This is a genomic window from Streptomyces sp. NPDC059166 (assembly GCF_042755185.1).
GTDB lineage: Bacteria > Actinomycetota > Actinomycetes > Streptomycetales > Streptomycetaceae > Streptomyces.
Window position 1 is genome coordinate 20161 of the sequence record NZ_JBHZCI010000006.1, and the last position, 24882, is coordinate 45042.

Consider the following 24882-nt stretch of genomic DNA (forward strand, 5'->3'; position numbering starts at 1 on the left):
CCAGTGGCGCGACGGCTGTCCCGGCGTCCGTCACCTCGCCGCGCACCAGGCCGCCCATGACCCGCGGCGGGCGACCGGCGGGGCGCATATGTGGTGGGAGCCGAGGGTAGGCCGCCTCGAGCGCCGGCCTCGGCGTGTCGCCAAGCTCTGCGAGAGGACTGCCGAATTGAGCTCGGAGATGACCGATCTGACGGAGAGCACCATCGATGCCGAGGTTGCGTCCTCCGCACTGCCACTCCTGATCCACTTCTGGGCCGAGTGGGCGGGGCCGTGCAAGATGATCGCGCCCATCCTGGACGAACTGGCGGTGGAGTACGACGGGAGGCTCCGCCTGGCGAGGCTCAACATCGACCAGAATCCCGACACCCCTCCCCGCTACGACATCAAGGGGATCCCGACCCTGCTGCTCTTCGAGCGGGGCGAGCTGGTGGGGACCAAGATCGGCGCCCAGTCCAAGGGACAGCTCACGGAGTTCCTCGACGAGCGCCTCTGAGGCCGCCGGGGCACATGGCGCGCCCCCGCCGCCCGGCCGGTCCGCAGCCCGCCCGCCGGGTGCCAGGCCGGGCGGGCTGCGGCGCGCCGTGGACCGGCGGGCACCCGCCCGGTCCCGTCCCGTCAGGTGCCGGGGTGGGTCATGGCGTCGATCGCGATGGCCGCGGCGAGGATCGTCGCGTGGTCGGTCGTGTCGGCGACGTCGACGCCGTAGGTGTCGCGGAGCCGGAACCACCTCTTGGAGACCTCGGCGACCTTGATGCCGTCCCGTTCGATCGTGTACTCGTGGTCGAGGACGCTGCCACGCACCCGAAGGTCGTCCCCGTTCCTCCGCTTGATCCGCCATCGGTCCCGCACCGGGCCGACCAGAGCCTTCTTGACCAGGGCGATCCGGTTGCCGGAGGCGTCCTCGATCTCCATCGAGTCCTTGACGCGCACGGGCCGGCTCTGCACGCGGGCCACCCGGTTCCCCTCGGTGTCCTCGATGGAGTACGTCCGGCGAAGCCGGAGCACCTTTCCGTTGACCTTGTAGACGTGGTCGCCGGCGGAGTCGTCCACCCAGTAGTCGTTCCCGATGGAGACGGCCTTCTCCCGCATGCGGTAGCGGGTGACGCCCTCGCCGTGGTCGAAGGCGCGGTTGGCCTGCCGTCGTGCTCGTCGGTCCTCAAACATCGTGGGTGTCCTCTCCTTCTCTGCGGGTGATCCAGGCACGGCTCTCGGCGAGGGCCTGGTCGACGGGGGCGAAGATCCTGGGCTGTGCGGGCAGAACCGCGTCCGCGCCGAGCTCGCGGGTGAGGCCGGTGCGCCTGAGCAGGTCGACCATGCCGGGCTGCAGCCCGGCCAGGACCAGGCGGGCGCCCTCGGCGTGGAGCGTGGCGGCGTAGCGCCGCAGGAGTTTGACCATGGCCGAGGAAGGGACCCCGGGGGCGGTGCGCAGCACCACGATCAGGACGCCGTCCCGGGCCCCGGCCGGGTCGGGGAGGGCGTTCTCCAGGTGGGGGAGTTCCGCGAAGAAGCTCGTGCCCTCGTAGGCCACGACGGTGACCTGCCCGGGTGCCAGGTGCCCGGGTGCCTCCGCGGTGGACCAGGCGCCGGTGGCGTCGTCACGGGTGAGACCGACGAGGCGCACCTGGCGCGCGGCCTGGGCGCAGTAGAGCAGCAGGGAGAGTACGGCGCCGAGGACGATGGCCTGCTGGAGGGGGAGCTGGGTGGTGGCGAGGAAGGTCGCCGCCATCGCGGCGGCGGACAGCTTCGAGGTCTGCAGCACCAGGGCGATGTCATGACGCTTGCCCCAGATCAGCTCGCCGCCGACGACCAGGATCAGGGCGCCGATGACCGGCATGGGGATGCGTTCGGCCAGACCGCCGAGGATGAGGACCACCAGGGCGAGGAAGACCCCGGAGATCACTCCGGCCCAGCGGGTGCGAGCGCCGGCGCTCGCGGCGACGCCGGTGCGTGAGAGCGAGCCGCCCGCGGGCAGTGACTGGAACAGGGCCCCGCCGACGTTGGCGACGCCCTGGGCCAGGAAGTCGCCGTTCACATCGGAGCGGCTGCCGTCCGGATTGGGCAGGGAGGGTGCCACACCCGCGGCCTGGGCGAGTGCCACGAGGGCGACAGCACAGGCTCCCCCGATCAGACCGGGCATCGCGCCCCAGTGGGGGGCGGTGAAGCCGGGCAGCGAGGCGGGGATGGCCGCGATGTCGGCGACCGTCTCCACCTCGGTGCCGAGGAGGCCGGCCACCAGGGCGACGGCCACCATGGCGATCAGCAGCGCCGTGGCACGTAACCTGCGCACCCTGTGGGCGGCGGCCCAGACCACGATCGTCGCCAGGGCCACCAGGGTGGGCGCGAGCTGCCAGTGCTGGGGGTGCGTGACCCAGTTCCACAGCTTGAGCAACTGGTTGTGCCCGTCCGGCCGGTATCCCGTGGCGTCCTCGAAGACCCCGGTGATGATCTGCAGGGCGATGCCGGTGGAGAACCCGGTCATCACCGCGTTGGAGACGAAGCTGAGCACCACGCCGAGGCGCAGCAGCCCCATCAGCAGCATCACCGCCCCCGTCATCAGGGTGAGGGCGGCGATGTCGCCCGCGTCCCGCGGGTCCAGCCCGGCCTCCCTGAGCACGGACTGGCCGGTCAGCGCGATGGCACTGGTCAGGGTGGTGACCATCAGTACGGTGCGTGCGGTGAGCGCGCCGAGGATCGGCGGCAGGACTCCGGCGTACAGTCCGGCGACCGGGTTGAAGCCGCCGATCGAGGCGTAGGCCATGCCCTCCGGGATGCTGAAGAGACCGGTGACCATGCCCGCCGTGACGTCGGACCCCTTGGGCCTGCCGAGGCGGCGGCGCAGCGCGGCCCACCGCTTCCCGCCCGCCCCGGTCATCGGTGGACACCGACGGCCGGGGCGCGGGCAGCCGCCCGGCGGGCCGTGAGCCCGGCCGCCCACCTGACGGACGGACAGGTGCACCGGTCCGGAGCCACGCGCGGTCGCGCCACGATGTCTCCGATCCGTCGTCACCCACGTGCGGATCCAGTCAACGTGCGTGCGCGGGAGGCTGCTACCCGGGGCGGCCCGTTCGGAGGCCTCGGGCCGTCGCCGCGCCGGGCGGGGCGTCGCCGGACGTGAGCGGGGCGGCCGGCCCGGCGGCTGGTGAGGCCGCCGTCGTCCCGGCCGTACGGGGGCGCGGTTCTCCGCCGGTGTGTCTCAGGGGCGCGGCCCGGCGCCGTGCAGCAGGGTCTCGATGATCCGGGTGGCGAGGGTGTCGGGGTCGGAGCCGTCCCGGTCGCCGTGCAGGGTCTCGCCGAGGAGCGCGTAGTAGACACGCCGCACCCACTCGAGGTCCGCCCCTTCGGCGATGAGCCCGTCGGCCCGGGCGCGTTCCAGCACCGTGACGCAGCGGCGGGCGATGTCGCGCTGCAGGAGTGCGGCCTCGCTGTCCGGGGCCGTCGGCAGCTCCAGGGCGAAGGCCCACGCACTCTTGACCTGGAGCACTCCGGCCGTGATCCGGTGCATCGCCACCAGGGGTGGCGCGGTGTCCGGCCTGCCGTCCTCCACGGCCTGGGCGAGCTGGCGGGCGGCCGACGTGGTCAGCGCCTCGATCAGTGCCTGCCGGCTGGCGAACCGCCGGTGGACCGTCGTCCGGGCCACCCCCGCTGCCGCCGCGATCTGTTCCATGGAGGCGCCGGGATCCTCGGTGAGCACCTGTTCGGCAGCCTTCAGGATCGCGCGCACGCTGCGCTCCGCATCCGCTCGCAACGTCCGCGCCGTCGACTCGACCATCACACCTCCGACCGGTTCGTCCTTCTCGAAAACAATACATCGATGAGGCAGTCATGGAAATAACTGCAACATTGCTGTTGCGGTTCTGGGGATTATCGGTACCTTGAGTCTCAGTTACTGCTGACCCGAGGAGGAAGTCATGCACGGCACCGCCCTCGTCACAGGCGCGTCGTCCGGGCTCGGCGCGGAGTTCGCCAGGCAGCTCGCCGCTCTCGGACACGATGTGGTCCTGGTGGCGCGCTCCGGTGAGCGGCTGACGGCCCTCGCCGAGCGGCTGACCACCGATCACGCGGTACGCGCCCACGTGCTCGTCCAGGACCTCGCCGAGCCGGACGCGGCCCGCCGGGTCGCCGGCGAGCTGGACCGCCGGGGTCTGGACGTCGATCTGCTCGTCAACAACGCGGGCTTCGGGACGTGCGGCCGTTTCGAGGAGATCTCCGGGGACCGGGACCACGACCAGCTGATGGTCAACGTCGTCGCGCTCGTCGGGCTCACCCATGAGCTGCTGCCCGGCATGCTGCGGCGCGGCGGGGGCGCGGTCGTCAACGTCGCCTCGAACGCGGCCTTCCAGCCGAGCCCCTACTTCGCCGTCTACGGGGCCTCGAAGACCTTCGTGCTCAACTTCGGCCTCGCCCTGCGCCAGGAGTACCGCCGCCGGGGCATCCGGGTGCTGACCCTGTGCCCCGGCCCCGTCGAGACCGCCTTCTTCGACACCATCGGCACCCGGCGGGCGGCCGTCACCGGCGCCATGAACACCCCCGAACCCGTCGTCCGCGCCGCGCTGCGCGGCCTGGAGCGTGACAGCGGGTACGTCGCCCCGGGATTCGGCAACGCGCTGGGCGCCCACCTCACTCCCCGCCGCCCCCGCACCCTGGTCGCGGCGGTGGCCGAGCGTGTCACCCGCAAGGTCCTCGGTCCCACCGAGGGCGCGACCGCGCAGGCGGGGCGTGCGGCATGAGACCTTCCACCGCCCCCGCCGGCGCCGCCACGGCGATGCTGCTCGTCGGCACCTCGACCGCGGTCTCCGCCACCGTCGCCGACTACCCCGTCTTCGCCGGGCAGGCCTTACGCTACGCGCTCGCCGCTGCGATCCTGCTCGCCGTCGTGGCCCACCGGCGCCCGCCCCGGGCGCGCCTGACGGCGCGTGACGTCCTGCTGCTGACCGCCCTGGCCGCCACCGGGCTGGCCGGCTTCAACGTCTTCCTCGTCGAGGCGACCCGGCACGCGGGCCCCGCGATGATCGCCACCGTCGTCGGAGCCGTCCCCCTCGTGCTCGCCCTCGTCGGGCCGTTGGCGGAAGGCCGCCGTCCCGCCCCGCGCACCGTCGGCGCCGCGCTCGTCGTGGCACTCGGCGCGGCCGTCGCCGCCGGCCTCGGCTCCGGCAGCACCGCAGGACTCCTGCTGTCCCTCGGCGCTCTCGCCGGAGAGGTGGCCTTCTCGCTGCTCGCGGTGCCGCTGCTGCCGAAGCTCGGCCCCCTGAGGGTCGCCGCCTATCCCGCGGCCCTCTCCGTACCGATGCTGCTGGCCGCCGGACTCGTCGTGGACGGTGCGGCCTCGCTGAGGCTGCCCACCCCGGGAGAGGGAGCCGCCTTCGTCTATCTGGGCGCGATCGTCACCGCGGCGGCCTTCTTCCTCTGGTACGACGCGCTGCGGCAACTCGGCGCCGACCGCGCCGGCCTCTTCGCCGGTCTCGTGCCCGTCGGTGCGCTGCTCACCACCCTCGTGCTCGGGCTCGGCGGTGCGGGCCCCGCGGACGTCGCCGGCGCGCTGCTCGTCGCCGCCGGTGTCGCCGCCGGTCTGCGGCGGCCCGCCGCCGGCCCCGCCGCCCCGGCGCGCGCACCTGGCCGGCGAAGCAGGCCCGGTGCGGACAGCGCGGTGCCGTAGGCCCGGCCCCGGCGCCACCCCGGTGCCGACGAGGCCGGGCAGCGCGGCGGTGGACCCGGTACGCAGGTGGCCCCCAGGGGTCAGTGCGCGGCCGGTGAGCGCCGTGCCGGGAGCCTCAGATCGACTCCAGGCTCCGCCCCGTCGTTCGCGGACCCAGGATGCGCACGTTCAGGCAGAGCACGAGCATCAGCACGCCCGACCCGACGAACACGGCGTCGGGGCCCAGGTCGTCGAGCACGTCGATGGCGACGAACGGCAGCACGACCGAGGTCAGCCGGGACAGGGAGTACGCGATTCCGATGGCGCTGGAGCGCAGGTCCGTCGGGAAGATCTCCGTCTGGTAGACGTGGAAGGCGTTCGAGAAGACGTTGCTGCACACGGTGAGCAGGAAGCCCGAACCGACGATCAGCCAGGACGCGTTCGCGAACCCGAAGACCAGGCCGAACGCGGCGATCCCGAGCGCCGACGCGATGATGAGCGTGCGCCGCTCGATCCGGTCGATCAGCGGCACGGACAGCGCCGAGCCCACCGGGTAGCCGAGGTAGCTGAGGGCGGCGTACGAGAGGGACTCGGTGACCGTGTGCCCCTTGGCCTGCAGCACCACGGGGGCGAGTGAGCCGAAGCCGTAGTAACCGACGGTCTGGAGCACCTGGAAGATCCACCACATGACGGTGCGTCGCGCGTAGGGGGCCTTGAACATGCGCCCGAGCGGCACCTTCCGGGCGGGTGCGGTGGGCGCGGCGGGTGCGGTGGGCGCGGCGGGCTCGGGGCGGGGCGCCGGGACTACACCGGGCCGCGCGCCCGCCCGCTCCTCGATGTCCCGTACGACGGCGTCGGCCTCGGCGTGGCGCCCGCGCGCGGCCAGCCAGCGCGGCGACTCCGGGAGTCCGGTCCGCAGCACCTGGATGAAGGCGGCGCCGAGCGCGCCCGCCACGAGCAGCCAGCGCCAGCCGTCGATCCCGAACAGCTCGTGCTTCGCGACGAGCCGGGCGCCGAGCAGTGCGGCGACGGGCACGCCCACGAAGCCGAGGGTGTAGGCCCAGGCGATGTAGCGCCCGCGCACCTTCCGCGGCAGGAACTCCGCCAGATACGTGTCGACCAGGACCAGTTCGGCGCCCAGGCCGAGCCCCGCGAGGAAGCGGAGCACGGACAGCTGGCCGGCGTCCTGGGCGAAGGCGCAGGCGAGCGAGAACAGCGAGTAGAGCCCCAGGTTGACCAGGAACATCTTCCGCCGCCCGAAGCGGTCGGCCAGTACGGACAGCACATTGGCGCCGACGAACATCCCGAGGAACCCGGAGGCGATGAGCCATGACTTCTCGGTGCCGGACAGATGCCAGGACTCGGCGAGCACGGCGGCGAGCACCCCGCCGAGGAACACCTCGTAGAGGTCGAAGAAGGCGCCTACACCGACGATCGCGGTCAGCCGACGGTGCCACGGGCCGACGGGCAGCCGGTCGAGCCGTCCGGCCGGGTCGGACATGTTCTTCGTGTCAGAGGGCGCAGCAGCCCCCGTGACGCCCTGATCTGTCATGAGCACAGACGTTAGCTGTAGGGAGCACGTAAGGGAACCCCTTATTCCGCTTTCGGCCCGGGCGTCGCGGCGGCGCCACCGCGAGGTGCGGCCCCGACAGCTCACGCGGATTGCGAATCCGCTGCCGCCCCGTCGTGCGACTGCTTGCCGGTTCCGCAAGTTTCCTTGCGGAAATCGCCCGGCTCTGTAGCGTCTCTCCCATGAGCGAGCACTCCGCACACACCCCGCACCCGGCGCCGTCCGAGCCTGCCGAGCAGGCCGGCCACGGCCATCACCCCACCATGGAACGGCACTGCGACGTCGCCGTGATCGGCGGCTCCGCCGCCGGCCTCGCAGCCGCCCTGCAGCTCTCCCGCCAGCGGCGCGGCGTCGTCGTGGTCGACGACGGCACACCGCGCAACGCGCCCGCCGCGCACATGCACGGCTACCTGGGGCACGAGGGAGCCGCCCCCGGCGAGCTGATGGGCATCGGCCGCGCCGAGGTGCGCGCCCACGGCGGGGAGGTGCTCACCGGCCGGGTCGTGGGCGTGCACCGCCGCGACGACGGCAGGTTCCGGCTCGACCTCACCGGCGGGCACACCCTGGTGGCCCGCCGCGTTCTCGCCGCGACCGGACTGACCGACGAACTCCCCGCGATCGAGGGCGTCGCCGAGCAGTGGGGGCGCGGTGTGGTCCACTGCCCGTTCTGCCACGGCTTCGAGGTACGTGACCAGCGCCTGGTCCAGATCGTCACGAACCCTCTGGGGCTCCACCCGACGCCCCTGTTCCGGCACCTGACCGACCGGCTGACCGTGGTCCTGCACGACCCGACGGGGGTCGACGGGACGGCCGTCGACGCGCTCGCCGCCTCCGGAGTCACCGTCGAGCGCGCCGAGGTCCGCCGGGTCCTCACCGGTCCCGACGGCGAGGTGTCCGGGGTCGAACTCGGCGACGGACGGGTGCTGGAGGCCGACGCCGTCGTGGTCGGCTCGCGGTTCCGGGCCCGCGCCGAGATGCTGGCGGGGGCCGGGCTCACCACCACCGCGCACCCGACCGGTGCCGGCGACGTCCTCGCGGTCGATCCGCGCGGCGAGACCTCCGTGCCGGGGATCTACGCGGCCGGAAACGTCACCGACCCGAGCCTGCAGGTGCTGCCCTCGGCCGCCCAGGGCAGCCAGACCGGCGCGATGATCGCCTTCAGCCTCGCCGACGAGGACCTGCGCGCCGCGGTCCGGCGCTCCGGCGAGGAGGCCGACTGGGACCACCGCTACGGCGGCCCCGACCGGGCGTGGAGCGGCAACCCCAACGGCACGCTCGTCCACGAGGCCGCAGCCCTGGCGCCGGGCCGGGCGCTCGACGTCGGCACCGGCGAGGGCGCCGACGCACTCTGGCTGGCCGAGCACGGCTGGAAGGTCACCGCCACCGACATCTCCGGCAACGCCCTCGCCCGGGTGCGCGCCGAGGCCGAACACCGCGGGCTCGCCGTCACCCTCGTACGCAGCGACGCCAACGACCCCGCACCCTTCGGCGACGAGACCTACGACCTGGTCTCCCTGCAGTACGGCTCCTTCAAGCGCACCCCCGACCGGCGCGGCCTGCGCAGCCTCCTCGCCGCCGTCGCCCCCGGCGGCACGCTCCTGGTCGTGCACCACGACATGAGCCCCCTGCGTGATCCGGTGGACGTGGCCACCGAGACCCGGATGTACGACCCCGAGGCGTTCGTCGGCGTCGACGAGATCGCCGCCGCCCTCGCCGCCGAGCCCGGCACCTGGCAGGTGGAGACCCACGACACCCGGGAACGGCCCGCCGGCGCGGCCAGCACCCACCACGTCCACGACGTCGTCCTGCGCGCGACGCGACGCGCGGGGTGACCGGGGGCGGCGGTGCTTGTCCGTTCCCGGCGTACTACTTCGTGCCGAGGTAGTAGCTGACCTGCGGCGGCTGGTTGTAGCCGGTGTTCTGCGAGGCGACACCCAGCCGGTAGACCGGGTCACTCATCAGGGTGGGCAACCGGAACTCGGTCGGGTACGGGGTGGTGTAGAGGCGCAGCGCGGTGGAGTCCTCGTTGCGCCAGATCATCTCCTCGCGCCAGTCGCCGAGCAGGTCGGCGGAGAGCGTCGGGTTGCCCTTGGTCCAGTTGTCGGAGCGGGCGGCCTGGTCGTACCAGATGCGGCTGAGCTCGGTGGAGCCGGTGTACTTGAGGACCTGCCCGTAGCCGGAGCCCGCCGTACCCGACCAGCGGTGGTCCAGCAGCTCACGGTTGGCGTCGCCGTCCCACCAGATCGCCGAGTTGTACGAGGCGGCGCCGCCGAACGTCGGGACGGCGCTGCTGATGGCCCTGCCGTCGGCGGCGTACAGCCCGCCGCCGCTCGACCAGCACTCGGCGCCCGCGTAGGCGTTGGTCAGGTCGGCGCAGATGCCCCGCCCGACATCGGTGCCGGTCTTCGCGCCCCACAGGATCTGGCCGGTCCGCGCGTCGTGCATCTCGAAACCGTAGGCCGAGTCGGTGTGTTCGTGGACGTTGAACGACTCCAGCCCCGGACGTGCCGGGTTCAGGTCCCCGACGTGCAGGGCGTCACCGTGTCCGAGCTTCGTGGTCCACAGACCGCTGCCGTTGTCGTCCACCGCCATCGCGCCGTAGACGACCTCGTCGCGGCCGTCCGCGTCCACATCGGCCACGGCCAGGTTGTGGTTGCCCTGCTGGTCGTAGCCCTTGCCGTAGTTCGTCGACGCGTTGGTGTCGAACTTCCAGCGGCGGACCAGATCGGTCCCGTTCCAGTCCCACGCGGCGATCGCGATCCGCTCGTAGATCCCGCGGCTGAAGATCATGCTGGGTGTGGAGCCGTTGACGTAGGCGGTGGCGGACAGCAGCCGCCCCTCACGGTTGCCCCAGGTGTCGCCCCAGTCGGCCACGGAACCGCGCGCCGGCTCGAAGGGCACCGAGTCCATGACCCGGCCGGTCCTGCCGTCGAACACCGACAGGAACTCGGGGCCGCTGAGCACCGCGCAGTTGTCGGCGAGGTGCGAGGCGGTCGCGCTGCCGATGACCGCGCCCGCGGAGTCCTTCGAGCCGTCCGAGGTGCGGACGGCCATCTCGGCCCTGCCGTCGCCGTCGTAGTCGTACACCTGGAACGAGTCGTAGTGCGAGCCGCTGCGAATGTTGGTGCCGAGGTTCACCCGCCAGAGCCGGGTACCGTCGAGCTCGTAGGCGTCGAAGAGGGTCGGGCCGGTGCAGGTACCGGAGTTGGCGACGTCGGTGGCGTTCGACGGCACCCACTTGAGCACGAGCTCGTACCGGCCGTCGCCGTCCAGGTCGGCCGCCGAGGCGTCGTTGGCCGCGTAGGTGTACGCGACCCCGTCACGGGTCGTCCCGCCCGCCGGCTTCTGCAGCGGGATGTCGCGTCGGCCCGCGGACCAGACGGTCGCCTTCTCACCCGGCTGCTCGACTCCGTCCACGATCGCCCGGATCTCGTACGTGGCCGAGGAACTGCCGCCGGTGTCGAAGAAGTTGGTCTTCGTCGTCGTGGAGATCAGCGTGGAGCCCCGGTACAGCTTGAAGGAGACGTCGGAAGGGTCGTCACCGAGCATCCGCCAGGTGACCAGGATTCCGCCGCTCGCGGGCACGGCGACCGGTCCCCGGTCCAGTCGCTCCGCGACACGTGCGGCGGCAAGCGCGCGTACGGCACTGTCGCTGGACAGGGCAGGCGCGCCCTCGGCGGCGCCCGCGGTCTGCTGGATGACACCGCCGGTCGCGGCGAGCGCCACGGCGAGAAGCGCACCGGCGAGCTTGGCGGAGTGGGGGCGGCGAGGGAATCGGGACATCGGGCGACCTCTTGTCGGGGGGTGGGGAGAGGATCTGACGTCCTCTGGGTCGCCGCGGGCGCCCCCGAGGTTGCCGACATCGAGATGGCGGGCGGACGGCTGCGGCAGGTCCGGTGACCGGTCCTGCCGCTGTGGTTCCGGGGCCGCCGCTTGAACTGGTGCCGGTGCGGCGGGCCGCGTTCGGGCTGCCGGTGATCGGGGTGGCGATCGTCGGTCTCCGGCGGGGGTGCAGCCCGGACAGCAGACGCTCCCTCTGGGCTTGCTGATGCTGCGGGCCGGTATTCACCGCTGCCAGGTCAGCCTGTCGCCGTCGAACGCCCACTGCCGGGCAGACAGGCGGCGGCTCCGCCCTGGAACCGGTTCACCCTTGCCGGCACAGGGCAGTGGATCTGCCGCCGACGCTCGCAAGTGGTGGCGCCAAGGCTTCCCCTCTGCCGGGCCGGACTCGCTTTCGCGCGGCAGCGCTGTGCGCGGCGACTTTTCCGTTCTCTACATGTCCCCGAGATCCACCGTGATGGAGAAGGGGGCGGCGGCCTTCACGGTTCCGGTGAACACCTCGCCGTCCCGGTAGGCCTTGGTGGCAGGGTCGAGGACGTACGTATAGATGATCGGGACACCGGTGGCTGCCTGCTCGATCCGCCAGTAGAAGGGGATCCCCGCCTTGGCGTACTGGTCCACCTTCACGATCCGGTCCGTGGTCTCCGAGCCGGGCGACACCACCTCGACGACCAGGAGTACGTGCTCGGGGCGGGTAGGCGTGAGGTCGATCGTTTCCGACCGGTAGACGATGACGTCCGGACGCCGGTTGGTGAGGGGAACGTCCTGCAGGCGGACGTCGAAGTCCGTGTCCGCGTTCCAGTCCGGGCCCGCGGCTGCGTCCAGGGCGTTGGCCAGGATGCGGGCCAGCCGGTTGTGGCGCTTGGAGGCGCTCGGGCTCACGACGACCATCCCGTCCACGATCTCGATGCCGGCGCACTGCTCCTCGGACCAGGAGTCGTACTGCTCCGCGCTGATCTGCGAATGCATCCACGCGGGCGCCACCATCTCGGTGGTCATGGTGTACCTCCTTCGAGGAGCCTCAGCAGTCCCGGTGCTGCTGGAGCCAGCCTACTGTTCGCCGATGCCGCGCCGCCCGGTATCAGCAGTGCCCACCCGTGCCACCTGCCCGTTCGCACCGCGCACCGTGGCGCAGCCGCGTCGCGGATACGGGTGCGCGAGGATGGGGCGCATGGCCAACCGACTTGCGCAGACCACCTCCCCGTACCTGCTCCAGCACGCCGACAACCCCGTCGACTGGTGGCCGTGGTCGCCCGAGGCGTTCGAGGAGGCCAGAAGGCGGAACGTTCCGGTGCTGCTCAGCGTCGGATACGCCTCCTGCCACTGGTGCCACGTCATGGCGCACGAGTCCTTCGAGGACCCGGAGCTCGCCGGCTACCTCAACGCCCACTTCGTGCCGGTGAAGGTCGACCGCGAGGAACGGCCCGACGTCGACGCCGTCTACATGGAGGCCGTTCAGGCCGCCACCGGCCAGGGCGGCTGGCCGATGACCGTCTTCCTCACGCCCGAGCGTGAGCCGTTCTACTTCGGCACCTACTTCCCGCCCGAGCCCCGCCACGGCATGCCCTCGTTCCACCAGGTCCTCGAAGGGGTCACGGCCGCATGGGGGGACCGCCGCGAGGAGGTCGCCGAGGTGGCCGGGCGTATCGTCCGCGATCTCGCGGGACGGTCGCTGGCCGTCGAGGGGGGAGGGCTCCCCGGCGAGCAGGAGCTGGCGCAGGCGCTGCTCGGGCTCACCCGGGACTACGACGAGAAGCACGGCGGCTTCGGCGGGGCGCCGAAGTTCCCACCGTCCATGGTCATCGAGTTCCTGCTGCGCCACCATGCCCGCACCGGCGCCGAAGGCGCCCTGCAGATGGCCGCCGACAGCTGCGCCGCCATGGCGCGCGGCGGGATCTACGACCAGCTCGGCGGCGGGTTCGCCCGCTACTCGGTGGACCGGGAGTGGGTGGTCCCGCACTTCGAGAAGATGCTCTACGATAACGCCCTGCTCTGCCGGGTCTACGCCCACCTCTGGCGGGCCACCGGCTCCGGCCTGGCCCGCAGGGTCGCTCTGGAGACCGCCGACTTCATGGTGCGTGAGCTGCGGACCGCCGAGGGCGGCTACGCCTCCGCGCTCGACGCGGACAGCGCCGACGCCACCGGCAAGCACGTCGAGGGCGCGTTCTACGTCTGGACCCCCGCCCAGCTGCGCGAGGTGCTGGGCGAGGAGGACGGCGCGTTCGCCGCCGCCTACTTCGGGGTGACCGAGGAGGGAACCTTCGAGGAGGGATCCTCCGTACTGCGGCTGACGGGAACGGCGGATGAGGACCCGGCGCGGGTCGCCGACGTACGGGCGAGGCTGCTGGCCGCGCGTGAGGAGCGGGTGCGCCCCGAGCGCGACGACAAGATCGTCGCCGCGTGGAACGGGCTCGCGATCGCCGCGCTCGCCGAGACCGGGGCGTACTTCGACCGGCCGGACCTCGTCGAGCGGGCCACCGAGGCCGCCGACCTGGTGGTGCGGGTGCACATGGGCGACACCGCCCGGCTCTGCCGCACCTCGAAGGACGGCGTCGCGGGCGACAACCACGGGGTCCTGGAGGACTACGGCGACGTCGCCGAGGGGTTCCTCGCACTGGCCTCGGTCACCGGCGAGGGCGCCTGGCTGGAGTTCGCGGGCTTCCTGCTGGACATCGTGCTGGAGCGCTTCACCGGCGAGGGCGGACAGCTGTACGACACCGCCGACGACGCCGAGCAGCTGATCCGGCGGCCGCAGGACCCCACCGACAGCGCGACCCCGGCCGGCTGGACGGCCGCCGCCGGGGCGCTGCTCTCCTACGCCGCGCACACCGGCTCGGAGGCCCACCGTACGGCGGCGGAGGGCGCCCTCGGGATCGTTGGCGCGCTCGGGCCGAAGGCACCGCGGTTCATCGGCTGGGGGCTGGCGGTCGCCGAGGCGCTGCTGGACGGGCCCCGCGAGGTCGCCGTGGTCGGGCCGGTGGGCGGGGAACTGCACCGGACGGCGTTGCTGGGGCGCGCCCCGGGCGCGGTCGTCGCGGCCGGGGAGACGGCCGACGCCGGTACGGAGTTCCCGCTGCTGGTGGACCGGCCGCCGGCCGGCGGCGAGCCCACGGCGTACGTCTGCCGGCACTTCGTGTGCGACGCGCCCACGGTGGACCCGGTGGAGCTGGCCGCGAAGCTCGGCGGCTGAGAACGGCTGCGGGCCGCCCCTCCGAAGGGGCGGCCCGCACGCGTTCCGGGGCTTCAGTGCTGGTAGGCGACCAGCGAGATGCCCACGTAGTGCACGATGAACGCCGCGAGGGTCAGCGAGTGGAACACCTCGTGGAAGCCGAAGAGGCGCGGTGAGGGGTTCGGGCGCTTCAGGCCGTAGATGACACCCCCGGCGCTGTAGAGCAGGCCGCCGACGACGACCAGGACCAGCACCGCGATGCCCCCGGCGCGCATGAAGTCCGGCAGGAAGAACACCGCCGCCCAGCCCATGGCGATGTAGCACGGGGTGTAGAGCCAGCGCGGGGCGCCGACCCAGAACACCCGGAAGGCGATGCCCGCCGCCGCGGCACCCCAGACCGCCCACATGAGCGGCTGGCTCGTGGACTCCGGCAGCAGCAGGAGGGTCAGCGGGGTGTAGGTGCCCGCGATGATCAGGAAGATGTTCGCGTGGTCGAGCCGGCGCAGCACCGCCTCGCCGCGCGGCCCCCAGGTGCCCCGGTGGTAGACCGCGCTCACCCCGAAGAGCAGGCAGGCGCTGAGTATGTAGACGGCGCAGGCGATCCGTGCCCGGGTGCTGTCCGTCAGGGCGATCAGCGTGATCCCGGCGATGACCACCGCGGGGAACATGCCGGCGTGCAGCCAGCCGCGCATCCGTGGCTTGACCGGCACGGGGTCGGTGAGCTCGACAGGTCCGGACGCGGCTGTCTCAGAAGTCATATCCGCATGCTACCTACGCTTCCGTAGGTAACCGATCCGAGTGGCGATGCTCACGTGTGCGGCCCCCTGGACATATGGGCAAGATGGTCGGAGGATCAAATGAGTGCGGTCGGCACCGGATGAGCGCCTGGAGGGAACGAAGGGGTCAGCATCCGGGTCGCAGCCCCCACGGGGCCGGACAACACACCCTCTTCACAAGGAGCGATCGTGGCGCGAGACATCGCGGCTCCCCTCACTGTCCCCACTCGGCACCAGGAGCTCGTCTCCTGGGTGGACGAGATCGCCGCCCTCACGCAGCCTGACCGCGTGGTCTGGTGCGACGGCTCGGAGGCCGAGTACGAGCGCCTGTGCGAGGAGCTCGTCGCCAAGGGCACCTTCACGAAGCTCGACCCTGTCAAGCGCCCCAACTCCTACTACGCCGCCTCCGACCCGAGCGACGTCGCCCGCGTCGAGGACCGCACCTTCATCTGCTCCGAGAAGGAGGAGGACGCCGGCCCGACGAACCACTGGAAGGCGCCCGCCGAGATGCGGGAGGTCTTCGCCGGCGAGAACGGCGTCTTCCACGGCTCCATGCGCGGCCGCACCATGTACGTCGTCCCGTTCTGCATGGGCCCCGTCGGCTCGCCGCTCTCCGCGATCGGCGTGGAGATCACCGACTCCGCGTACGTCGCCGTCTCCATGCGGACCATGACGCGCATGGGCCAGGCGGTCCTGGACGAGCTCGGCACCGACGGGTTCTTCGTCAAGGCCGTCCACACGCTGGGCGCCCCCCTCGCCGAAGGCGAGGCCGACGTGCCGTGGCCCTGCAACTCCACCAAGTACATCTCGCACTTCCCCGAGGACCGCGAGATCTGGTCCTTCGGCTCCGGCTACGGCGGCAACGCCCTGCTCGGCAAGAAGTGCTACGCGCTGCGCATCGCCTCGGTCATGGCGCGCGACGAGGGCTGGCTCGCCGAGCACATGCTCGTCCTGAAACTGACGCCGCCGCGCGGGGAGTCGAAGTACGTCGCCGCCGCGTTCCCGAGTGCCTGCGGCAAGACCAACCTGGCCATGCTGGAGCCCACGATCTCCGGCTGGACGGTCGAGACCATCGGTGACGACATCGCCTGGATGCGGTTCGGCGAGGACGGCCGGCTGTACGCCATCAACCCGGAGGCCGGGTTCTTCGGAGTCGCCCCCGGCACCGGCGAGCACACCAACGCCAACGCCATGAAGACCCTGTGGGGCAACTCCGTCTTCACCAACGTGGCACTCACCAACGACGGCGACGTCTGGTGGGAGGGCATGACCGAGGAGACACCCGCACACCTCACGGACTGGAAGGGCAACGACTGGACCCCGGAATCCGGGACGCCGGCCGCCCACCCAAACGCCCGCTTCACCGTCCCCGCCGGCCAGTGCCCGACCATCGCGCCCGAGTGGGAGGACCCCAAGGGCGTGCCGATCTCGGCCATCCTCTTCGGCGGCCGCCGCGCCTCGGCCGTCCCGCTGGTCACCGAGTCCTTCAACTGGCAGCACGGCGTCTTCCTTGGAGCGAACGTCGCCTCCGAGAAGACCGCCGCCGCCGAGGGCAAGGTCGGCGAGCTGCGCCGCGACCCGTTCGCCATGCTGCCGTTCTGCGGCTACAACATGGGCGACTACATGAAGCACTGGGTCGAGGTCGGCGCCGACAAGGCGGACCAGTCGAAGCTCCCGAAGATCTACTACGTGAACTGGTTCCGCAAGAACGACGCGGGCAAGTTCGTCTGGCCCGGCTTCGGTGAGAACAGCCGCGTCCTCAAGTGGATCGTCGAGCGGCTGGAGGGCAAGGCCGAGGGCGTCGAGACGCCGATCGGCGTCCTGCCGGCCAAGGGGTCCATCGACACCGCCGGCCTGGACCTCTCGGAGTCCGACCTGGACTTCCTGCTCACCGTGGACAAGGAGGTCTGGCGCGAGGAGGCCGCGCTGATCCCCGAGCACCTGAACACCTTCGGCGACCACACACCGAAGGAACTGTGGGACGAGTACCGCGCGCTGGTCCAGCGCCTGGGCTGACCCCTCCAGATCCCCGCGGGCGCCGGGCCGCCATGACATCCGCCCTGACCTGTGGGGTCGGCGGCCGCCCGCGGCACGGCACCCGGAGCCCCCTCATGGTTCCGGGTGCCGCACCACTCCAGGAGAGCCGCTCCGAACAGTCCGCACCCCGCGTCGTCGCGAATGTCCATGAGGCGCGGACGACTTGGGCACTCGATCTTCACAACCGGGGCCGCGCCTTCCTCTCCGCGCCCGGGGTTCAGTGACCTCCCCGGTCCTCCAGGTAGCGGGTGTGTGTCTGCTGGCGTCTCGCCTCCGCCTCCCGCAGGCCGGTGGCCAGTTGCTCCGCCTCCCGGTGCAGGAGTTCCAGCTGGCGCTCCAGGTGCCGTTCCGGCGGCTCGCTGCCCGGGGTCATCCGCGTCCACCAGCGGGTGCGTACGAACGTGTCGACGGACTCGGGGATGTCCTGGTGGACCGCGCGTGACAGGGCGTGGACGCCCTCCGGGTCCGCGGCGAGCGCCTCGGACACCCAGCCGGGCGCCAGCAGACCCTCCAGCAGCCCGGTCAGTTCGACCAGCCGTCCGGCAGCCGCCGGAGGCAGGTCCACCTCGTCCAGGTACTCCCGCAGCAGCGTGAAGTCGGCCCGCAGCGCCTCCAGGCGGGACGAGGCGTCCGGGAAGCCGGGTACGGAGGGCCGGGACGGCGGGGCGATCAGCGCGCCCGCCCCGTACAGGCCGGCGACCACCACGGGCCAGTACGCCCCCGCGAGCCCGGTGAAGGTGAGCGCCAGGCCGGCCAGGCCGCACGCGCTTCCGGTGAGGTTCTTGGCGGACTCCAGGTAGGCCAGGATCCGGCCGGCGGGACTACTGGTAGCCACGGATCTCCTCGAACGCCGCGTCCAGCGAACCGGGCCCCTCGTCCTTCGTCGCGTCGAAGAGCCGCCCACCGGTCAGATCCGCGACGCGGTCGAGCTCCGAGCGGTCGGAGTCGCCGAACACGATGGGGAAGACCGGGGTGGTACGCCGGGCGGCGGGCAGTGCCCGGTAGAACGCGGCGAACTCGGCCGCGCTGTCGCCCGTCGTGTTCTGGCCGTCCGTCATCAGCACGATCGAGGTGAACACGGACTCGGTGTCCGTGCCGATCCGGCCGTAGGCGTCCTTCAGGCTCGAGTAGACCGCCGTCTTCCCGCTCGCCGTCAGCGAGGCGGTGTCGGCCCTGATGGCCTCCAGCCCGGCTTCGGGGTGGGCGGGGTCGACCGTGTGTGTGGTCGCCCGCTTCACGGAGGTGCCGAAGGGCAGCAGGGTGACCTCCTCCCGTTCCCTGAAGTCCCCGGTCAGCCCGTCGAGGGCGGTCTTGAGCCGCCGCAGCCGTTCGCCCTTCATGGACCCGGAGGTGTCCAGGACGTACACCGTGCGGGAGGGGCGGCGCAGTTCGTTCTCGTATCCGGCGAGCAGGCCGTCGGCCACGGATCTGGTCCCGGGGAAGGGGAGTTCGCGCCGGGGTTCTGTGTCCAGCGGCGGGGCGGGGCGCACGGAGGCGACCACCGGTCTGCGGTAGGTGTCCTCGGTCAGCCGCCGCTGGACGGCCGGCGTGCGGAAGTGCGCGGTGAGGGCGCGCACCGAGTCCCGGGCGTCCGGTGAGGCGCCGGAGAGGAGCCCGAGCGGGTAGTCGGCGGTGACCACGCCGTCGCGCGGGCGGACCACGGTGAGCCCGGTGCCGCTGTCGCGGTTGAGGGAGTGCAGTACGGACTCGTAGTTGATCAGGGCGTCGACGTCACCCCGCCGGGCGTACGCGGTGGCCAGCCAGCCGGAGGAGCCCGAGGTCAGCCGCTGGCCGGCGAAGAACTCCTTCAGCTTCGGTGACGCGGCGCGGACATCGGCGTCGGTGAGCGCCGCCTGCGCGCCGGACAGCGCGGAGGCCACCGAGATCAGCGCGGAGAAACCGGAGTTGGAGCGCGAGGGGTCGGTCATTCCGTACGTCAGTTTCCCCTCGGTGACCGCGCGGTGCATCCCCGCCCAGGTCACCGTGCCGGGCTTCCAGCCGAGCCGGCGCATCGCCTCGGGGCGGATGCCGACGGCGACCGGGGACACCATGAGGGGCGTCTGCGAGGTGACCCGCCGCGCGGCGTCCGGATGCAGACGCAGGTAGTCGCCGGAGGACAGCCACACGGCGTCGAACCGCCCTTCGGCCCGGCCCGAGGCGATCAGCTCCACCGCGTCGAGGGTTCCCGTCCAGGTGGGCCGCACGGTGATCCCGGTGGCCTTCCTCGTCTCCTCCAGCAGCGGACGCAGGTCGGAGAGTTCGCTGGAGGCCAGCACCCGGATGGTGCCGGGGCGGGGGCGGTCGTCGTCCGCCCCGTCGGGGCCGTCCGTGGAGGGGTTCGAGCAGGCCGCGGCGGGGACGAGCACGGCCGCCGCGAGCAGCGACGCCACGGTCCGGGCCAGCCGGCGGCGCAGGCGGCGGAGCCGGGTCCGGGGTGCGGGGCTCATCCGGTGCCGCCGCTCTCGAGCAGTCCGGCGGACCTGGAGCGCTCCAGGTAGCCGCCGGCCTGCCGGAGTTCCGAGGTCAGTGACTCCACGGTCGCCGCCATGGACTCCGTCGCCTGCGCCTTGTAGGTGTCGATGGCGTCGAGTGTCCGGTAGATCTGCTGGAAGGCCGTACGCAGGGTCTCGGCGCTCACCGCCGGGTCCGCCGCGATCCGCTGGATCTCACCGCTCTGTCCGGCCAGCATCTCGGCGTTGCCCCGGATCAGGTCCTCCGTGGTGGAGCGCAGGACCTGGACCTGCTCGGTCACCTTGCGCTGGCTCTCCAGCGCCGAGGCCAGCATCACGGCGATCCGCAGGGCCGAGACGGTGGTGGTGGCGGCGCGGTCGACGCCCTTGATCAGCTCCTCGTTGTTGCGCCGCACCACGTCCATGGCGAGGTATCCCTGGGCGCACACGGCGAGTTGGGTGAGCAGGTCCTGGTGCTTCTGCCGTACGGGGAAGAGGACGTCGGCCCGCAGGGCGTCCGCGCGGTCGGGGGCGGTGGCCTCGGTCTCGGCGACGCGACGGGCGACCGCCTCGTCGAGGGCCTCGGTCAGCACCACGTACTCCTGGAGCTTGCCCATGGTCTCCCAGAGCCTGGTGCGTTCGGTGTGCAGCCCGGCGTTGTCGCGGCGCAGCTCGTCCTGGCCGGAGCGCAGGGCGCCCACGATCCGGTCGAGCGTCGACCGGGAGGAGGCGTAGGCGGCCACGTGGTCGCGCAGTCTGTTGCCGCCGGGCAGCCGGGAGAGCAGCTTGCGGGCGCCCTTGGCCGGTGTGTCACGGGGATCGAGGTCCTCGACCGTGCGCCGCAGTTCGAGGAGGGAGGAGCCGACCCGCTGCTGGGCATCACCCTGCCCCGAGGCCCCGGCGGTGAGCGACCGTACGGTCCGGTCGAGCATGCGGTTCGACTGCTGGGCGGCCGCCCTGATGTCGCCCTGCCCGAGGGAGGCGATCTCGCCGATACGGGTGCTGAACTCCGGTGACCGGGTGTCGAGTCCGGCGAGTCCGGCGACGTACTCGGTGGCTCTGCGGGTCATCTCCGTGCGCACCGCCCCGTCCACGGGGACGAGGCCCGCGGCCTGTTCCGTGCGTACGGGCGCGACGGGCTCGGGCGGGGTGAGGACGAGGTGCGGGGGCTCCGGTTCCGGTGGGGTGAGCGGGGGTGTGCCCGTACTGCTCATGCTGAGGTCTCCTGGGGTGTGGTGGCGGGTCAGCCGTGGGCCCGGCGGGCCATCGAGCGCAGCACCTCGGCGGTGGGCACGGGTGCCTGGCGTACTCCGGTGAGCCGCTGGTCGATGAAGGCGGTGTGGGGTGCGGTGGCCGTGACGAATTCGGCGGCGGCGCCCTGGGGGCGGAAGCCGTGGCGTACGGCCAGCTCGCGCAGACGCGGGTCGGTGGAGAGCAGCTCGCCCAGCTCCCTGCCCTGAGCGGTGAGCGGGACGACGGTGTGGTCGCTGGAGACGGTGGTGTCCGGGTAGAGCACGACGAGGTCACCGCTGTCCTGCTTCTGCAGCAGCAGGGACGCCACCTGCGACTCGTAGACCAGGACGAGCGGGTTGCCCACCCCGCTGATGAAGTCGCGGAACGGTGCGTCGCTGCTGGTCTGCTGGGCGCCCTGGACCTGTACGAGCTTGCGCATGAGGGGCGCGGTCCGGGTGACGGCCGCCTCGTCGGAGGCCACCCGGCCGCCGTCGGCCGCGTAGCTCGCGGCGGCGAGGAACAGGGCGCCCGAGTTGGAGGAGACGGGGTCGGTGCTGGTCACGAAGACCGTGCCGGCGAGCTCGGGGTGGCGGTCGGCGCCGTGCAGCTGCTGCCAGGTGCGGTCTTCCCCGGCCGCCTTCAGGTAGGGGCCCATGAGCAGCCGTCCGCGCCCGGCGGGCCTGCCCCCGCTCGCCGGTTCCAGGGCGGCGAGCCCGTTGCCGGCGAGGACCTGCGCGGCGGCGCGGTGGGCGACGACCACCAGGGGCGAGTAGAAGGGGCGCAGCGGGGTGCCGGTCGACTTCGTGACCGCTCTCAGCTCGTCGGCCGGGGCCTTGGAGCTGGGGAAGGCGAAGTCGTATCCCTTCAGGGGGAGTTGGTCCATGGCCCAGGAGCCGGACGTCTCCGTCTTCACGGTGAGGCCCTGTGCGGCGAGCGCCTTCACCACGTCGGGGTCGGCGAAGAACTCCGCCTTCTCCGAACCGATCACTCCACGCACGGTCCTCGTAGCCGTGCCGGTGTCCTCGCTGTCACGGCCCGCCACGACGGCCGCTGCCACTCCGCCGATCAACAGGACCGCCAGGACGATTCCCACGATGCGTTTCACGCGGGCAGCGTGCTCGCGGAAACCCACATTCCGGGCTGTGCCGGGTGTACGGGAGGTGAAGTGCCGATCCCAGTACGCAACGGAGCGGGACGTTCCCCGCCGGGAGGGCCGTGGGCGCCCGGTCGGAGGGCCCCGGCGGCCCTCCGGCCGGGGCCGTCAGGGGGCGCCGACCAGAGCGGCCGGAGCGGCGGCGGCCAGTGCGGCGGTGTGGGTGTCCATGGCCTCCGCCGCCAGGATCGCCACGGCGGTGTCGGCGCGGGACGCGGCCACCACGAGGGCCCGGCCGGCGAGCGTGTGGGCACGGCGGTGCAGGGCGGCGGCGGGCGCATCGCTGCGTCCGGCGTGCCGGGCGGGCGGGGCGGAACGCAGTCTGGCCACCTGCTCGGCGATGCGGTCGCCCTGGGCGGTGAGGCCCAGTTCGTCCGTGACGGCGAGCAGGGCCGAGAGGTGGCCGGCGAGCTGGATGTCCAGCTCGTCCTCACGGCTGCGGTGCGGGAAGTCGGCGTCGTCGGCCGATGTGTGGACCGACTTGGTGCGGATCGGCTCGTACATGGGGGGCCTCCTGATGATGCAGTAAGCCCATCCTATCTTGGATTGTGTCTAAAGTTGCGTCGAATCCGGATCCTGTGCCGATCGGGGCCGGCTGCGACCGTCGCCGGTCAGGGCTGGCTGTAGCCGTCGAGGAAGTTCCCGATACGGGTCACCGCGTCGGTCAGGTCCTGGACCGGAGGCAGGGTGACCACCCGGAAGTGATCGGGGTCGGGCCAGTTGAAGCCCGTCCCCTGCACCACCATGATCTTCTCGGCCCGGAGCAGGTCGAGGACCATCTGCCGGTCGTCCTTGATCTTGAAGACCTTCGGGTCGAGCCGGGGGAAGAGGTACAGCGCCCCCTTCGGCTTCACGCACGTCACGCCGGGGATCTGCGTCAGCAGGTCGTACGCCACGTCGCGCTGCTCCAGGATCCGCCCGCCCGGCAGCACCAGCTCGTTGATCGACTGCCGTCCGCCGAGCGCCGTGGCCACCGCGTGCTGCGCGGGCATGTTGGCGCACAGCCGCATGTTCGCCAGCACCGTCAGGCCCTCGATGTACGACGAGGCGTGCGCCTTCGGGCCGCAGACCGCCATCCAGCCGGACCGGTAACCGGCGATCCGGTAGTTCTTGGAGAGACCGTTGAAGGTGAGCACCATCAGGTCCGGGGCGATGGCGGCGGTCGGGGTGTGCGTCGCGCCGTCGTAGAGGATCCGGTCGTAGATCTCGTCGGAGCAGACGACCAGGTTGTGGCGGCGGGCGATCTCCGTCAGCCCCCGCAGCATCTCGTCGTCGTAGACCGCGCCGGTCGGGTTGTTCGGGTTGATGATCACGATCGCCTTGGTGCGGTCGGTGATCTTCCGCTCGATGTCCGCGAGGTCCGGCATCCAGTCGGCCTGCTCGTCGCACCGGTAGTGCACGGCCGTACCGCCGGCCAGCGAGACCGACGCCGTCCACAGCGGGTAGTCGGGGGCGGGCACGAGGACCTCGTCGCCGTCGTCGAGCAGCGCCTGCATCGACATCTGGATCAGCTCGGAGACGCCGTTGCCGAGGTAGACGTCCTCGACGTCGAGGTCGATCCCCTTGGTCTGGTAGTGCTGCATCACCGCGCGGCGCGCGGAGAGCAGCCCCTTGGCGTCGCCGTACCCGTGTGCGCCGGAGAGGTTGCGCAGGATGTCCTCGAGGATCTCCGGCGGGCATTCGAAACCGAAGGCCGCCGGGTTTCCCGTGTTCAGCTTGAGGATGCGATGACCTGCGGCTTCCAGCCGCATCGCTTCCTCGAGGACGGGGCCGCGGATTTCGTAACAGACGCCGGCGAGCTTTGTGGACTGGATGACCTGCATGTCCGCGAGCTTACGGCCGTGTTTCGCGCGGTGCCCCCGGGTCGGCCGCCCGTTGCTCCCTCCGGGGGCGCGCGGAGGCCCGGCGGGTCTTCCATCGCCATGCCGCCCCGGCCGCGGACCGTGGGAACGGCCGGTCCGGGCGGCGCCGGGGCTTGGAATGCGGGCGTCCCGCCCGGACCGGGTGAGATGCGCCACGCGGGGGGCGTACACCCGGCACGCGCGCCCCGCGCGGGACCTCTCGAACGCGATCGGCACCGCCGCTCCGAGCGTCCCGCGCGGTCACCCGGACCGGCCGTCGGGGCCCCGTCAGTCCGGCAGGACCGTGCCCTCGGGAAGGCGGACGCCGAAGTCCTCGGCCAGCACCCGCAGCACCTCCTCGGAACCGGCCAGCTCCCGCTCCCGGACCGTGCCGTCGTCCGCGGTCTCGGTCAGCGTCCGCCCCGACAGGGCCAGGTGCCGGCCCGGCAGGGTGCGCTGGACGTACACCGCCTGCCGGAAGGGCGAGCGCGGATTCGTCGCGATGTGCCAGTTGATGACGTCGTAGTCCGGGGCCTCGAAGGGCTCCAGCGTGAACTCGTACTGCGGCTCCCAGTAACCGCTCTTGTCGGCCTGGAGCTCCCACAGCTCCAGCGGCCCGTCGTGCGGGGCGTGCACCAGCCGGTGGCGGCGCGGGGTGTCCAGCAGCTCGGCGTCCACCACCAGGGGGATCGGCTCCAGCAGCGCACCGTGCGAACCGAAGCCCACGTCCGCGATCCACGGGGTGGCCTCGCCCTCGACGTCCACCCGCAGCAGCATGTGCGTGCGTGGCCTGATGTCACCGGGTGCGGCGCCCACCACGACCCGGCCGGCGAGCAGGGTGACCCGGAAACCGAGCTGCGTCAGGGCGGCGGCCAGCAGGGTGTTGTGCTCGTAGCAGTAACCGCCCCGCCCGCCGCGGACCATCTTCTTCTCCAGGTCCCCGAGCTCGAGGGACGGAGCGCCCTCCAGGACCGGTTCCAGGTTCTCGAACGGGATGCCCAGCATGTGGGCGCGGTGCACGGACCGCAGCACCTCCACGGTGGGGCGCGGGTCCGCCTCCACCGGCCGGCCGATGCGGGCGAAGTACGCGTCGAGGTCGAGTGTCATACCCCGACCCTACGCAGGCGGTCCGCCGGATCGCCGCCCCTGTGGCGGCGCCGGGACGAGGATGCTCCCGTGTG

The 24882-nt window shown here is 72.2% G+C and carries 20 protein-coding genes; 6 read left to right on the top strand and 14 right to left on the bottom strand.

Features of this window, described 5'->3' with window-relative positions; all coding sequences use genetic code 11:
• Positions 1-178 precede the first annotated feature (178 nt).
• Complete coding sequence (trxA, locus tag ACFXOA_RS06325; RefSeq protein ID WP_385023191.1) at positions 179-493, top strand: thioredoxin TrxA; 315 nt, start codon at positions 179-181, stop codon at positions 491-493.
• Between the two features lie 122 nt (positions 494-615).
• On the opposite strand, the gene ACFXOA_RS06330 is transcribed toward trxA, so the two are convergent.
• The 3 genes from ACFXOA_RS06330 to ACFXOA_RS06340 form a co-directional block, all read right to left on the bottom strand.
• Positions 616-1164: an LURP-one-related/scramblase family protein gene (locus ACFXOA_RS06330; RefSeq protein ID WP_385023193.1), complete on the bottom strand. Its 549-nt coding sequence runs from the start codon at positions 1162-1164 to the stop codon at positions 616-618.
• Positions 1157-2872, bottom strand: a complete 1716-nt coding sequence (locus ACFXOA_RS06335; RefSeq protein WP_385023195.1) for a SulP family inorganic anion transporter — start codon at positions 2870-2872, stop codon at positions 1157-1159. Before ACFXOA_RS06335 ends, ACFXOA_RS06330 begins: the two co-directional genes overlap by 8 nt.
• 321 nt (positions 2873-3193) lie before the next feature.
• Positions 3194-3769, bottom strand: coding sequence for a TetR/AcrR family transcriptional regulator (locus ACFXOA_RS06340; protein WP_385023197.1), 576 nt, complete (start codon positions 3767-3769; stop codon positions 3194-3196).
• A 139-nt stretch (positions 3770-3908) separates the two neighbouring features.
• Here ACFXOA_RS06340 and ACFXOA_RS06345 point away from each other — a divergent pair, with 139 nt between their 5' ends.
• Together ACFXOA_RS06345 and ACFXOA_RS06350 are read left to right on the top strand one after the other, a co-directional pair.
• Positions 3909-4727, top strand: coding sequence for an SDR family NAD(P)-dependent oxidoreductase (locus ACFXOA_RS06345; RefSeq protein ID WP_385023199.1), 819 nt, complete (start codon positions 3909-3911; stop codon positions 4725-4727).
• Entirely contained in the window at positions 4724-5653 is a 930-nt protein-coding gene (locus ACFXOA_RS06350) for an EamA family transporter (RefSeq protein WP_385023201.1), read from the top strand. Before ACFXOA_RS06345 ends, ACFXOA_RS06350 begins: the two co-directional genes overlap by 4 nt.
• Before the next feature lie 115 nt (positions 5654-5768).
• Here ACFXOA_RS06350 and ACFXOA_RS06355 read toward each other — a convergent pair whose 3' ends face one another.
• The gene (locus tag ACFXOA_RS06355) at positions 5769-7184 is read right to left on the bottom strand and encodes an MFS transporter (RefSeq protein WP_385023203.1); all 1416 of its coding nucleotides are present in this window, start codon (positions 7182-7184) and stop codon (positions 5769-5771) included.
• A 200-nt stretch (positions 7185-7384) separates the two neighbouring features.
• On the opposite strand from ACFXOA_RS06355, the gene ACFXOA_RS06360 reads away from it, so the two are divergent.
• Entirely contained in the window at positions 7385-9034 is a 1650-nt protein-coding gene (locus ACFXOA_RS06360) for an FAD-dependent oxidoreductase (RefSeq protein WP_385023205.1), read from the top strand.
• 34 nt (positions 9035-9068) lie between these two features.
• Here ACFXOA_RS06360 and ACFXOA_RS06365 read toward each other — a convergent pair whose 3' ends face one another.
• Positions 9069-10985 carry a rhamnogalacturonan lyase gene (locus tag ACFXOA_RS06365; protein WP_385023207.1) on the bottom strand — a complete coding sequence of 639 codons (1917 nt, stop codon included), beginning with the start codon at positions 10983-10985 and terminating at the stop codon, positions 9069-9071.
• Positions 10986-11474: 489 nt separating this feature from the next.
• Positions 11475-12041, bottom strand: coding sequence for a Uma2 family endonuclease (locus tag ACFXOA_RS06370; protein WP_385023209.1), 567 nt, complete (start codon positions 12039-12041; stop codon positions 11475-11477).
• Positions 12042-12213: 172 nt separating this feature from the next.
• Here ACFXOA_RS06370 and ACFXOA_RS06375 point away from each other — a divergent pair, with 172 nt between their 5' ends.
• Complete coding sequence (locus ACFXOA_RS06375; RefSeq protein ID WP_385023211.1) at positions 12214-14232, top strand: thioredoxin domain-containing protein; 2019 nt, start codon at positions 12214-12216, stop codon at positions 14230-14232.
• A 53-nt stretch (positions 14233-14285) separates the two neighbouring features.
• On the opposite strand, the gene ACFXOA_RS06380 is transcribed toward ACFXOA_RS06375, so the two are convergent.
• Positions 14286-14969 (bottom strand): hemolysin III family protein, encoded by a 684-nt coding sequence (locus ACFXOA_RS06380; protein WP_362673416.1) that lies wholly within the window; start codon positions 14967-14969, stop codon positions 14286-14288.
• A 207-nt stretch (positions 14970-15176) separates the two neighbouring features.
• Between ACFXOA_RS06380 and ACFXOA_RS06385 the strand changes: the two genes are divergently transcribed.
• A complete protein-coding gene (locus tag ACFXOA_RS06385; protein ID WP_385023213.1) occupies positions 15177-17003 on the top strand; it encodes a phosphoenolpyruvate carboxykinase (GTP) in 1827 nt (608 codons plus the stop codon).
• Between the two features lie 238 nt (positions 17004-17241).
• On the opposite strand, the gene ACFXOA_RS06390 is transcribed toward ACFXOA_RS06385, so the two are convergent.
• The 7 genes from ACFXOA_RS06390 to ACFXOA_RS06420 all read right to left on the bottom strand — a co-directional run bounded on the left by ACFXOA_RS06390 (position 17242) and on the right by ACFXOA_RS06420 (position 24808).
• Entirely contained in the window at positions 17242-17859 is a 618-nt protein-coding gene (locus ACFXOA_RS06390) for a hypothetical protein (protein WP_385023215.1), read from the bottom strand.
• Positions 17846-19471 (bottom strand): substrate-binding domain-containing protein, encoded by a 1626-nt coding sequence (locus ACFXOA_RS06395; RefSeq protein WP_385023217.1) that lies wholly within the window; start codon positions 19469-19471, stop codon positions 17846-17848. The genes ACFXOA_RS06390 and ACFXOA_RS06395 overlap by 14 nt, the downstream gene beginning before the upstream one ends.
• Entirely contained in the window at positions 19468-20688 is a 1221-nt protein-coding gene (locus ACFXOA_RS06400) for a toxic anion resistance protein (protein ID WP_385023219.1), read from the bottom strand. The genes ACFXOA_RS06395 and ACFXOA_RS06400 overlap by 4 nt, the downstream gene beginning before the upstream one ends.
• Positions 20689-20717: 29 nt before the next feature.
• Positions 20718-21839, bottom strand: coding sequence for a hypothetical protein (locus ACFXOA_RS06405; RefSeq protein ID WP_385023221.1), 1122 nt, complete (start codon positions 21837-21839; stop codon positions 20718-20720).
• Positions 21840-21968: 129 nt separating this feature from the next.
• Positions 21969-22364, bottom strand: a complete 396-nt coding sequence (locus ACFXOA_RS06410; RefSeq protein WP_385023223.1) for a hypothetical protein — start codon at positions 22362-22364, stop codon at positions 21969-21971.
• A gap of 107 nt (positions 22365-22471) precedes the next feature.
• Positions 22472-23683: a pyridoxal phosphate-dependent aminotransferase gene (locus ACFXOA_RS06415; protein ID WP_385023225.1), complete on the bottom strand. Its 1212-nt coding sequence runs from the start codon at positions 23681-23683 to the stop codon at positions 22472-22474.
• Between the two features lie 306 nt (positions 23684-23989).
• Positions 23990-24808 (bottom strand): arylamine N-acetyltransferase, encoded by an 819-nt coding sequence (locus tag ACFXOA_RS06420; RefSeq protein ID WP_385023227.1) that lies wholly within the window; start codon positions 24806-24808, stop codon positions 23990-23992.
• Positions 24809-24882 lie beyond the last annotated feature (74 nt).